The following is a 12,160-nucleotide window of genomic DNA, read 5'->3' as shown; positions in this document are numbered from 1 at the left end:
AGGGTGCGCCTTGGGCGCCCATCACTACAGAAAAGAAGCAGGAGACGCAATGAACCGTACCGAACCGATCGCCGCTACGCCCGGCGTTTCGCCCATGACGAGGGCCGCCGCCGTGTTGCGCGTGACCAGCGGCAATTTCATCGAACAGTTCGATTTCTTTCTGTTCGGTTTCTACGCGACATCGATCGCGAAGATCTTTTTCCCGTCCACCAGCGAGTTCGCCTCGCTGATGCTCACCTTCGCCGTGTTCGGCGCAGGCTTTCTGATGCGTCCCCTCGGCGCGATCTTTCTCGGCGCGTACATCGACAAGGTCGGACGGCGCACCGGGCTGATCGTTACGCTGTCGATCATGGCGAGCGGCACCATTCTGATTGCCTGCGTGCCTGGGTACGCGACCATCGGCCTGCTCGCACCGGCGCTCGTGCTGCTCGGGCGTCTGTTGCAGGGCTTTTCGGCAGGAGCCGAACTCGGCGGCGTATCGGTCTATCTCGCGGAAATGGCGACGCCCGGCAACAAAGGTTTCTACACGAGTTGGCAGTCGGCGAGCCAGCAGGTCGCCATCGTCGTGGCGGCGGCCATCGGTTACGGGCTGAACCAGTGGCTGTCCGCGCAGCAGATCGGTGCATGGGGCTGGCGCGTGCCGTTTTTCATCGGTTGCGCGATCGTGCCGTTCCTGTTCATGCTGCGCCGTTCGCTGCAGGAGACCGCAGCGTTCGAAGCACGGCGGCATCATCCGCAGGCGCGCGACATTTTTACGATGCTGCTCGGCAATTGGCGCACCGTCATCGGCGGCATGCTGCTGACGGCGATGACCACCACCACCTTCTATCTCATCACCGTGTATACGCCGACCTTCGGAAAGTCGGTGCTGAAGCTGTCCACCTCCGACAGCCTGATGGTGACGCTGCTCGTGGCTGCGTCGAATTTCGTCTGGCTGCCGATCGGCGGCACGATCTCCGACCGCATTGGCCGCAAACCGCTGCTGCTCGCCATTTCCGTGCTGACGATCTTCACGGCTTATCCGGCGCTGTCCTGGCTCGCCGATGCACCGAGCTTCGCGCGCATGCTGATCGTGCTGCTGTGGTTCTCGTTCTTCTTCGGCATGTATAACGGCGCGATGGTCGCCGCGCTCACCGAAGTGATGCCGGTCGAAGTGCGCGTCGCGGGCTTCTCGCTGGCGTTCAGTCTCGCGACGGCGCTGTTCGGCGGCTTTACGCCGGCCGTATCGACGTATCTGATTCAGGTCTTGCATGACAAGGCCGCACCCGGCTACTGGCTGAGCTTCGCCGCGCTCTGCGGCTTTTGCGCGACGCTCGGGCTGTACCGTCGCCGCGCGGGCGGCAACGCGTCGGCGGCATCGTCGGCCTGAGAGCGATTACATCGGCGCGTTTCCGTAACCCCGGCTTCGCACCGGGCTTTCGCTTTTTCGGCGGCGGCGAGAGGGGGGCGATGCGGCCCAGCTGCGCAGCAACGCAGTACTCCGTCTTGCCGTAGGAGCGGCGCGTCTGTGGCTGACAGGCGCATGTGTCCGGCGCGCAAATCATGGGCTGAAGGCCTATTCGACTGACCGACGAGTGGGCCTGGTGGGTATCCTTTATCAGCATGTCGGCAAACGATCATCGGAACGCGCGGTTGGTATTGGCCCCCGGTAACGGACCACCGGGGAGTATCCAACGGCGTTCGGTTCGGCCGTTACGCGCCGTTCACGATCGGCGCCCGCATTGGCGCCTAAGTGCCGGAGTGACGCTTGCGGCGATACGCTCGAAACTTGTTCTGCGATTTGCCGCGCCCGATGGCTTTCTTCACTGTGCTTGCAGTGAAGCAAAATGAGTGTCCTGTTGCCCGGGCGGCCCCGATGAGTGGCGCACTGGAAGACGTGCCCCTGGTCACGGTGCCTTTGCTCCGGTCAAACGTTGGCGCAAGGCGGCGCGTTGCACCGGCCGAATTCGCGGTGCCTGCACGGGTGCGACCCGTGCGATGATGCGTCTTGACCAACATGAGAGATGGAATGACGACTACATTCGACGAGGCGACAACGGCGGCGATCGCCGCGTTTGCCCAATTGGATTTCTACACGGCTGTGCAAGCGATGCGCGCCGAGGCCGATTACGACCGCGAACTGGACCAGTGGATCTCGCGCTATATCGACGAGCACGGCGGCGGCGCGGACGATGCAGCATACGACGCCCTGCACGCGCAGGCCCAGGCAACCCCGGAATACGCGCAGTTCGTCGATGCGGCTCGCCGGGAAATCCTGGAATACTTCGGCGTGACCGACGATCAACTGGACTGGATGGTCGTGCTGCGCAATGACGACAGCGATGAGCTTTGGGCGGAAGTCAACCGGCAGCGGAGCGCGCTGGGAACCGGTGAAGTGCGCGGAGATCTCTGATCATTGCTTGCCATTGGGGTCGCAGGTCGGGCTGGGTGCGGGGCTGGAGTCAGGTCAGTCACGTGGTGCGCCGGACTTTCGGTCGCTGCAACCGATCCGCTAAGGAAGGACAAGCGATCGGATGTTCAGAACGAGTGACCGTTGTGCTCTGACACTTGCCTTCGGACGTGCAACGGCTCGACCGGCAGCAACAGGTCGGCAACCGTCCTTCTTCGCGCTACCACATCGGCGCTCTCGATTGCCGATCCGCATGTTCGCATCGGCGAATGGGTGAGCGCGATCGTCGAAGTACGTAGCCCGGCGGCCTTTTATCAGTTCGCTGTGGCTTGCCATTGGTCGCTGACGACAATTCGAGCTACGGCGCTTGATTTCGCAAGAACCTCGGTACTCCGGACAAGGTAAGTACCCGTGCATCAGACGTCCCCCCCACAGCGGGCGACATCTACCTACTAGCGCCATCACGACAAAAACCCGGCGTGCTTCCGCACGCCGGGCCAGTCGCACCATCACCGATGCCGCGCCGCATCACTTCCTGTCGAGCGAATACTTCCCCGGGCCAGTCAGCGCAAGCAGCAACAGCCCGCCGAGAATGCTGATGTTCTTGTAGAAGTTGATCATCGCGACGTACTGCTCCATCCCGTTCAGCGACCAGTAGCGGTGCCCGATGAACGCGGTGGCGAGCGTATAGGCCGCGAACAGCAGCGCGAGCGGTCGCGTGTAGAAGCCGATGGCGATCAACAGGCCACCGGCCAGTTCGAGCGCGACGGCGATCACCGCGGACAGTTCGGGCGACGGCGAGCCGGTCGACGCCATGTAGGCGACGGTGCCCGAGAAGCCGGTGAGCTTCTGCCAGCCGAACAGCACGAACAACACCATCATCAGCACGCGAGCCGCCAGCAGCAGCCCATCCTTCTTCGATTCCAGCGAAACGTAACGCATTGCAAGCCCCATTGAATTGACGGATTCACGCGTCCGGTGGCGGCATCCCGATGCAACGGGGCACGCATGCCACGGACTACACCCTCGCACGATCGACGGCAGGCCTGAGCGGCTTGCCGCCGGCGATGCGATCCGGTTGCGCCCTGTTGGCGCGGTGCCGGATCGGATCTGGCGAAGCACGTGTGCAGTCTACTGTCTCAACAGGAATCATCAATCCGTTGAAATCGGATTCGCTGTCTCGTTTTGGTGGACAATAGCCTCCACCCATTCAAGCACTGTGCTTATTGCTGGTTCATCGCAAACGAAATCCGAACTGGCGGAAATCAATCTGCTCATCTCTTTACGGCAGGCTCTTCATGCGCGCGCAGCGTGTTGCATCCGACTCGGACGCTTCGAAGCTGGGCGGCCAGCCGCACAAAAACTCGGGCGAATTCCGGAAATCCGCACAGACGGCCTGCCGTCTCGTTCGCCACATCAAGGACATATCAACAAAATCAATGCTTTATGATGCGAGCCCCACACTTGCGCGTTGGCACCATTGTTGCACTCGTCCTGAAGCCGCCCCGAGCGGCACGCTCATAACACTTCAGGAGACGCCATGGAGCCGACCTTTACCGAACCCGGTGCGCACGCACAATCCCCCCGAGCTGTCGCGCAAGCGCCGGCGGCCTCGCCGTCCGCCGACAAGCTGCGCCGCCTCAAGTCGATCTTCTCCGGATCGGCGGGCAACCTGATCGAGTGGTACGACTGGTACGTGTATTCGGCCTTCGCGCTGTATTTCGCTCATTCGTTCTTCCCGGCCGGCAACCAGACCGCCCAGCTGCTGAACACCGCCGCCGTCTTTGCCGTCGGCTTCCTTGCCCGCCCGATCGGCGGGTGGCTGATGGGCGTCTATGCCGATCGCTACGGCCGCCGCCCGGCGCTGCTCGCATCGGTCGTGCTGATGTGCATGGGCTCGCTCATCATCGCGCTGTGCCCCGGCTACGACGTGATCGGCGTCGCGGCGCCCACGCTGCTCGTCGTCGCGCGCCTGCTTCAGGGGTTGAGCGTCGGCGGCGAATACGGCACGTCGGCCACCTACCTGAGCGAAGTGGCGACGGCGCGCGATCGCGGCTTCTATTCGAGCTTCCAGTACGTGACGCTCATCGCCGGCCAGCTGCTCGCGCTGGCGGTACTGATCGTCCTTCAGCAGTTCGTGCTGACGACCCACCAGCTCGAAAGCTGGGGCTGGCGCATTCCGTTCTTCATCGGCGCGGCCGGCGCGCTCGCCGCGATGCGCCTGCGCTCGTCGATGGAGGAAACGGGTGAGTTCGAAAAGGCCCGCGGCGCGCAGAAGAAACAGGAGAAACAGAATGCACTGGCCGAGTTGCGCAAGCACCCGCGTGCGGTCCTGACCGTGGTGGGCCTGACGATCGGCGGCACGATCGCGTTCTATACGTACTCGATCTACATGCAGAAATTCCTCGTCAACACGGTCGGCATGAGCAAGCACGACGCGACGCTCGTGTCCGCGGCGTCGCTCGCGCTGTTCGCTCTGCTTCAACCCGTCGTCGGCTGGATTTCCGACCGCATCGGCCGCCGCCCGGTCCTGATCACGTTCGGCGTGCTCGGCACGCTGTTCACGGTGCCGATCATGACGGCCATCAGCCACACGCACGACGCATGGACGGCCTTCCTGCTGAACATGGCAGCGCTCGTGATCGTGTCGGGCTATACGTCGATCAACGCGGTCGTCAAGGCAGAGCTGTTTCCTGCGAAAATCCGGGCACTGGGCGTCGGCTTTCCGTACGCGCTGACCGTCTCGATCTTCGGCGGCACCGCGGAGTATCTGGCACTCTGGCTCAAACAGGCAGGTCATGAAACGCTCTTCTACTGGTACGTCACCGCGGCAATCTTCTGTTCGCTGCTCGTCTACGTCTGCATGCGCGACACCGGCAAGCATTCGCTCATCAAGGACTGACGCCGGCCGCGCCATCTCGCCGCGCAGTGCCCGCATCGAGGGCGCCGCGCGATGAATCCACGCACCGCCAGGCGGCTGCGCCGCGCGACGGCCACGCTCGCGATCATCGCGTGCTGCGGCGCGACCGCGTGGTTGACCTACGTGCTCGCGCTGCGGCATTACGCGCGCGTGCACGTCGCCGAAGTCGCACAGCGTGCGTCGTTTTACGCCCTGACGCTGGAATCGCAGCTCGCGCGCTACGAATCGCTGCCGCGCATCGCCGCACTCGAGCCCGTGCTCGCGCAACTGCTGGACGATCCGGGAAACGCACAGTTGCGCGAGCAGGCCAACACCTATCTGAAGGCCGTCCAGACCAACGCGGAACTCTCCGCCGCGTATGTCATGACCGCGAACGGCGCCACCCTCGCCGCGAGCAACAGCGACAGTCCGGGGAGTTTCGTCGGCTCGAACTACGCATTTCGCCCCTATTTCTCGAACGCGATGCAGCACGGCGTCGGACGTTTCTACGGCGTCGGCAATACCACGGGGGAGGCTGGCTACTTCCTCGCAGTGCCGATCAGGGACCTTGCCCATCCTGAGCGCCGTCCGATCGGCGCGGTTGCGATCAAGTCATCACTCGACCGATACGAATCCGCGTTGACGAAAAGCGGCGACATTGTGCTGGTAATCGACGGGGACAACGTGACATTCCTGTCGTCCGTGACCGGCTGGCGTTATCGCGCACTCACGCCGCTTTCTGCCGACTCACGCCGCAAGCTCGACGAGACGCGGCAATATGGCGACGCGCCGCTCCGAACGATCACCGCGCTCCCGCGCGGTACCCCGCAAAGGGCCGCCCCGCCGGATCGGCTCCATGTCGCGCCGTTCGGCGGACGTCCCGACTGGTATCGCGTCGTGTATCGTCCGGTCGGCCCGCTCGGCTGGAAGGTCGCCGTGCTCGTCGATCCGGCCGATGACCGACGCGGCGCGGCGTTCGCGTCCATCAGCGCGGCCGCCGCGACGGCGCTCGCGTTTGCGCTCGTCACGCTCGTCTGGCTCCGCAACAGCCGGAAGAAGGAGCGGCAGCATGCACGCGTTGCGTTGCTGGAAGCGCACCGCGACATCGAGCAGCGGATCGCCGAGCGCACCGCCGAACTGACTCGGGCCAACGCGACGCTCGAAGAGAAGGTCGACGCGCTCGATGCTGCTCGACGCATCCTGCGCGACACGCGCGACACCGCGATCCAGGCCGGCAAGCTCGCTGCGCTCGGCCAGCTGGCGGCCGGCATCACGCACGAGCTGAACCAGCCGCTGGCCGCGATCATGACACTGTCGAGCAACGCCGTGCGCATGACCGAGCTGGGCCGCTCGGGCGATCTGACGCGCAACCTCGTGCTGATCAACGAGCTGGCCGACCGGATGGGCAAGATCGTCGCGCACGTGAAGGGATTCTCGCGGCACGAAGGGATCATCCGGGAGCCGGTATCGATCGGCGAATCGCTGCGCCAGGCGCTGCTCCTGATCGAGCAGCACCGGAAAGCGGCCGGGGTGACGATCCGCGTCGAGCCGGTGCCGCCGGACGCCATCGTGCTGGCCAGTTCGATCCGGATCGAACAGGTGCTTGTCAACCTGCTCGCCAACGCGATCGACGCCAGTGCGGCGGCCGTCGCGGCCCGCCAGGTCGCAGTCACGACCGACGTGTCCGGAGAATTCGTGCGCGTCAGCGTGGCCGACAGCGGCAACGGCATCGCGCCGGACGTCATGGCGCGCCTCTTCGAACCGTTCTTCACGACGAAACCGGCCGGAAAGGGGCTCGGCCTCGGGCTGGCGATCTCGCAGGCCATCGTCGACGAATTTGGCGGCCGCCTGCATGCGCGCAATCGCGACGAAGGCGGTGCGGTCTTCACGATCGAACTGCAACGCGTAACGAAAGCTTCACTATCGACATGACGAACCTGAACACCACGCACGGCGCGCACGCCGTCTACGTGATCGACGACGACCCGGCAGTGCTGCTCGGCTGTGCGCAAGCACTGAGGCTCGAAGGCATCGACGTTCGCGAGTTCGAGGACGCCGAAAGCGCGTTCGCCGCGCTCACCGATGATCCACCGGCGGTGATCGTCAGCGATGTCCGGCTGCCCGGCATCGACGGTCTCACGCTGCTCGACAGCATCAAGGCGCGCCCCGCGGAAGCCGGCATACCCGTCATCCTGACGACCGGGCACGGCGATGTTGCGATGGCGGTCGGCGCGATGCGCTCCGGTGCGTACGACTTCATCGAGAAGCCGTTTCACTCCGACCGGCTCGTCGATACCGTGCGGCGGGCGCTGGCGCACCGCAAGCTCGTGATGGAGAACCAGAGCCTGCGCGCGCAACTGAGCAGCGAACGGCCGTTGCTCGGCCGCTCGCCGGCGATGCAGCGCATCCATGCGCTCATCGATGCGATCGGGCCCACGGGCGCCGATGTCCTGATCGTCGGCGAAACCGGCACCGGCAAGGAAGTTCTGGCGCGGGCGCTCCACGCGGCCAGCCGCCGCCCGGGCCCGTTCGTCGCACTGAACTGCGCGGCGCTGCCTGAGGCGGTGTTCGAAAGCGAAATATTCGGTCACGAGCCGGGCGCGTTTACGGGCGCCCACCAGCGGCGCATCGGCAAGTTCGAATACGCGAACAGAGGCACGCTGTTTCTCGACGAACTCGAAACGATGCCGCTCGCGCTCCAGGCGAAGCTGCTGCGCGTGCTGCAGGAACGCAGCATCGAGCGGCTCGGCAGCAACGCGTCGATCTCGGTCGACGTCCGCGTGATTGGCGCGGTCAAGCAGGATCTCAAGCAACTGTCGGACCAGGGGCGGTTTCGCTCGGATCTGTACTACCGGCTCAATGTCGTGTCGATCGACCTGCCGCCGCTGAGACAGCGCGCGGAGGATATTCCGGAGCTGTTCGCGCACTTCGTTCGCGCGGCGAGCGTCCGCTACGACAAGCCGGAGCCGGCATGGGCGCCGGAGGACATGATGCGCTGGCAGCTTCATGACTGGCCCGGCAACGTGCGCGAACTGAAGAACGTGGCCGAGCGGTTCTGCCTGGGCGTTGACGACGGTCTGCCACAACTGCCGGCCGGCGCCGACTCGCTCGCGTCGCGCATGGCGCGAGCGGAACGAGCGTGCATCGAGGAGGCGCTGCGTCATGCGGGCGGGCAGGTCATCATGGCCGCCGAGGCATTGGGGCTGCCTCGCAAGACGCTGTACGACAAGATTGCCCGGCATGGGATCGACACGACCACGTTTCGATAACCCTTGCCATCTCGCGCTTCCGATCCATTCCGAACCGGGCATGGAACTATCGCGCGACTGAAGCAACGGAGCTCGACGAAGCCCGAGGCCGGCCCAGGATCAACCCGACAGCCCCGGCTCCAGCCGCTCGGCCAGGAACGCAATGAACGTGCGCAGCGTGACGAACCCTTCCCGATGCTGCGGAAAGACTGCATTCAGCTTCAGCGCCTGCGGCGCATACGCATCGAGCACCGGCACGAGCGCGCCGCTGTCGAGCGCCCCGCCGACGATGAAGTGCGGCAGCAGCGCGATGCCGAGCCCGGCGATCGCCGCGTCGCGCACCACTTCGCCGTTGTTCGCAACGAGCGGCCCCTGCACGTCGAAGGTGCGCGCCGCGCCGTCCACCCGGAACTCCCAGCCCACCCGCCGCTCGCGCCCATACAGCAGGCAGACGTGCGCGTGCAGGTCCGCCGGCGTCGCCGGCGCGCCATGCTCGCGCAGGTAGGCCGGGCTGCAGCACGCGATCATCCGCCACTGCCCGAGCGGGCGGGCCACCAGCGTCGAATCCTCGAGCGGGCCGATCCGCAGCACGAGGTCGAAGCCTTCGCCGATCAGGTCGACGCGCCGGTCGGTCAGGTCGAGATTGAGCCGCACGGCCGGGTGCGCGGCGAGAAACTCGGCGACCAGCGGCGACAGGTGCGTGATCCCGAACGACAGCGGCGCACTGATCTTCAGCGAGCCGTGCAGCTCCGTGCTGCGCACCGACATCGCCTGCTCGGCATCGGCCACCTCGGCGAGGATCCGCTGCGCGCGCGCATAAAACTCGTGCCCCGATTCGGTCACGGCCAGGTTGCGCGTGTTGCGCAGCAACAGGCGCACGCCGAGCGCCGCCTCGAGCGCCATCGTGCGCCGGCTGACGAACTGCTTCGACAGCATCAGCTGGTCGGCGGCCGCCGTGAAGCTGCCCGCATCGACCGTCGCCACAAAAATCCTCAGATCGCCCAGTTCCATATTGTCCACCTCAATGTGACAGTGATTATCTTATAGGCGATTTATTTGTCAAATCGATTGACTTAAGATTCATCTCAACGATCGGCCGGGCCCACTTTCGAGGTTCGGCGACTTTGAGGACATACCAAATGATTGAGATCCGAGCAGCAAACCAACGCGGCCGCGCCGAACATGGCTGGCTCAGCTCCCGTCACACGTTCTCGTTCGCGAACTACTACGATCCGCAGCAAGTCGGCTTCTCCGACCTGCTCGTGATCAACGACGACCGCGTGATGCCGGGCCGCGGCTTCGGCACGCACCCGCACCGCGACATGGAAATCCTGTCGTACGTGCTCGACGGTGCGCTGGAGCACAAGGATTCGATGGGCACGGGCTCGGTGATCGTGCCCGGCGACGTGCAGCTGATGAGCGCCGGCACCGGCGTGCGGCACAGCGAGTTCAACCACTCGCATGACGCGTCGGTGCACTTCCTGCAGATCTGGGTCGGGCCGTCGGAGAAAGGCGCTCAGCCGCGCTACCAGCAGACGAACATTCCGGCCGACGACAAGCGCGGCAAGCTGACGCTCGTCGTGTCGCCGGACGGCGCCGCCGGCTCGCTCAAGATCCGCCAGGACACGCGCATCTACGCGGGCCTGTTCGACGGCGACGAGCGCGCGACGCTCACGCTGCCGCCGGACCGGTTTGCGTACGTGCACGTCGCACGCGGCAGCGTGACGGTCAACGGCAAGACGCTCGGCGAAGGCGACGGCGCCCGCGTGCGCGGCGAGGAAGCGCTGGCATTCGCGGACGGCAAGGATGCCGAAGTATTGGTGTTCGACCTGCGTCCGGTCGAAGTGACGGCCGAATGGGCGTGAGCTGACGCGTGACGCCGATAGGCGGGCCCCGCAGCGATGCGGGGCCCGCGATCGTTTACGGCCGGGCCGCGCGACGCGCGTGCCGCTACCACGCGGCGATCGACGAACCCAGTGCGCGCGCCGGATGCGCCCAGTGCATCGGCGCGCCATCGACCTGCACCGGCGCATGCACGCGCCGCGCCGGGCCCCAGCTCGTGTCCTCGATCGTGGCCGACAGGTCGCGCGCGTCTTCGGGAACGATCAGCGCCCGGTCCTGTGCCTGCATACCGCCCGACGCAAACAGCAGCGCCGTCCGTGCCAGCGATGCGCGCGTGCGCGTGCCGGTGTGTGCCGCCAGCCGGCGCGTCAGCCCGCGAATCGCGGCGGCGGCCAGCAGGTAGCCCGTGCCGTGATCGAGCGCCTGCACCGGCAGCGGCACCGGACGGTCCGCGCCCGTCGCGCGCATCGCCGTTTCGACGAGGCCCGTGCTCGTCTGCAACAGGCTGTCGAAACCCCGGCGTCCCCGCCACGGCCCGCTCCAGCCGTATGCATCGAGCGACACGTCGACGAGCCCCGGATTGATCCGCCGCCGCTCGTCGGCGTCGAAGCCGAGGCGGTCGAGCGCATCGGGCCGGTAGCCGTGCACCATCACGTCGGCATCGCGGATCAGGTCGCGCAGCAGTGCGCGCCCTTCCCGCGATTTGAGATCGATGCGTGCACAACGTTTGCCGAGCACGACTTCGGGCACGAGGTTCGGCTCGTCCCAGTCGATCGGATCGACGCGCAGCACGTCCGCGCCGAAGCCTGCGAGAAAGCGGGTGGCGACCGGGCCCGCGAGAATGCGCGTGAGATCGAGCACGCGCACGCCGTGCAGCGGCCGCGCGGCCGGCGCCGTCCAGGACGCTCGCGGCCCTTCGGCGGCAATCGCATCGTGGATCAGCAGCGGCTCGGCCTGCACCGCGACGCCCTGCGGATGGCGGGCCCATTCGTCCTGCGTGTGCATCGCGGCCGCGCAACCGCCCTGCGCGATCACCGCGGCTTCGAGTTCGTGCTTTCGCCAGCCAGCGACTGCGCGCGCGACGGCCGCGCGGTCGAGCGGCGTGCGCAGCACCGCGAGCGCCGCGTCGCGGTGGTGCGGCGCATTCGTGTGCAGCCGGATCCAGCCGTCGGCGGTGCGATAGTCGCCCGCGATCACGTCCCATTGCGGCGGCATGGCCCACCCGTGCGGGCGCAGCGACGTGCCGAACCACAGCGACGCGTAGCGCCGGTTCACATCGACGGCGGGCAACGTGCCGTTCGCGTGCCGCACGAGTTCGGCGATCGCCACGCTCGCCGCGCCGATCGCGGCCGAAGCGAAATCGGTCACCGGAAATACCGACGGCAACACGCCCGAACCGCTGAACGTCAGCGTGTTCAGAAGGTCGGCGTCGCCGTTCAGCGCATGCCAGATGTCATGCAGAAAGGCATCGGTACATGCGCTGCCGGCGCGTTCCGGCGCCAACGTCGAAGCAGGTTCGGACATGGATGTTCCCGGGTCATGGATAGGGTGGGAAAAGTCTATGTCCCGGCAATTTCGAGCGTCAATCTTGATTCCGCGAATCAAGCGATGTTTTTTGGCGGTCGCATTTTCTCGTCGAACAGGCGCACGGAATCGACGCTGCGATGTTGGAACGGCTGGAGGTTTCGTCTGGATGTCGCGAGCGTCGCGCTCACGCGTGCATTGCAGTGGAAGTCGTTTGCCGGCACGAGATCGTGCGGCATGGCGGGCCGCGCATCACGA

Annotated in this window: 10 protein-coding genes; 6 read left to right on the top strand and 4 right to left on the bottom strand. The window is 65.7% G+C overall.

Going from position 1 to position 12,160, the window contains the following annotated elements:
• The first annotated feature begins 49 nt into the window (after positions 1-49).
• Both tcuC and HWY45_RS11485 read left to right on the top strand, forming a co-directional pair.
• Positions 50-1,369 (top strand): MFS transporter, encoded by a 1,320-nt coding sequence (gene tcuC, locus HWY45_RS11490; protein ID WP_059881343.1) that lies wholly within the window; start codon positions 50-52, stop codon positions 1,367-1,369.
• 639 nt (positions 1,370-2,008) lie between these two features.
• Positions 2,009-2,392: a hypothetical protein gene (locus HWY45_RS11485; RefSeq protein ID WP_059557980.1), complete on the top strand. Its 384-nt coding sequence runs from the start codon at positions 2,009-2,011 to the stop codon at positions 2,390-2,392.
• 525 nt (positions 2,393-2,917) lie between these two features.
• Here HWY45_RS11485 and HWY45_RS11480 read toward each other — a convergent pair.
• Positions 2,918-3,331, bottom strand: coding sequence for a DoxX family protein (locus HWY45_RS11480; RefSeq protein WP_059557983.1), 414 nt, complete (start codon positions 3,329-3,331; stop codon positions 2,918-2,920).
• A gap of 598 nt (positions 3,332-3,929) precedes the next feature.
• Between HWY45_RS11480 and HWY45_RS11475 the strand changes: the two genes are divergently transcribed.
• Genes HWY45_RS11475 through HWY45_RS11465 form a run of 3 tightly spaced genes read left to right on the top strand, consistent with a single transcriptional unit; the run spans position 3,930 to position 8,557 of the window.
• Complete coding sequence (locus tag HWY45_RS11475) at positions 3,930-5,291, top strand: MFS transporter (protein ID WP_059881341.1); 1,362 nt, start codon at positions 3,930-3,932, stop codon at positions 5,289-5,291.
• Positions 5,292-5,342: 51 nt separating this feature from the next.
• Positions 5,343-7,220: an ATP-binding protein gene (locus HWY45_RS11470; protein ID WP_059881339.1), complete on the top strand. Its 1,878-nt coding sequence runs from the start codon at positions 5,343-5,345 to the stop codon at positions 7,218-7,220.
• Positions 7,217-8,557: a sigma-54-dependent transcriptional regulator gene (locus HWY45_RS11465; protein WP_059881337.1), complete on the top strand. Its 1,341-nt coding sequence runs from the start codon at positions 7,217-7,219 to the stop codon at positions 8,555-8,557. The genes HWY45_RS11470 and HWY45_RS11465 overlap by 4 nt, the downstream gene beginning before the upstream one ends.
• A 99-nt stretch (positions 8,558-8,656) precedes the next feature.
• On the opposite strand, the gene HWY45_RS11460 is transcribed toward HWY45_RS11465, so the two are convergent.
• Positions 8,657-9,547: a LysR family transcriptional regulator gene (locus HWY45_RS11460; RefSeq protein WP_059557985.1), complete on the bottom strand. Its 891-nt coding sequence runs from the start codon at positions 9,545-9,547 to the stop codon at positions 8,657-8,659.
• A 128-nt stretch (positions 9,548-9,675) separates the two neighbouring features.
• Between HWY45_RS11460 and HWY45_RS11455 the strand changes: the two genes are divergently transcribed.
• Entirely contained in the window at positions 9,676-10,401 is a 726-nt protein-coding gene (locus HWY45_RS11455) for a pirin family protein (protein WP_059557988.1), read from the top strand.
• An 85-nt stretch (positions 10,402-10,486) separates the two neighbouring features.
• Here HWY45_RS11455 and HWY45_RS11450 read toward each other — a convergent pair whose 3' ends face one another.
• The gene (locus tag HWY45_RS11450; RefSeq protein WP_059881335.1) at positions 10,487-11,902 is read right to left on the bottom strand and encodes a CoA transferase; all 1,416 of its coding nucleotides are present in this window, start codon (positions 11,900-11,902) and stop codon (positions 10,487-10,489) included.
• A 77-nt stretch (positions 11,903-11,979) separates the two neighbouring features.
• A complete protein-coding gene (locus HWY45_RS11445) occupies positions 11,980-12,141 on the bottom strand; it encodes a hypothetical protein (RefSeq protein ID WP_155628667.1) in 162 nt (53 codons plus the stop codon).
• Between the last annotated feature and the right edge of the window lie 19 nt (positions 12,142-12,160).

Source organism: Burkholderia stagnalis (assembly GCF_902830275.1).
GTDB classification, from domain to species: domain Bacteria; phylum Pseudomonadota; class Gammaproteobacteria; order Burkholderiales; family Burkholderiaceae; genus Burkholderia; species Burkholderia stagnalis.
Note: the sequence above shows the minus strand (reverse complement) of the source record. Positions and strands in the feature narration are given on the sequence as shown.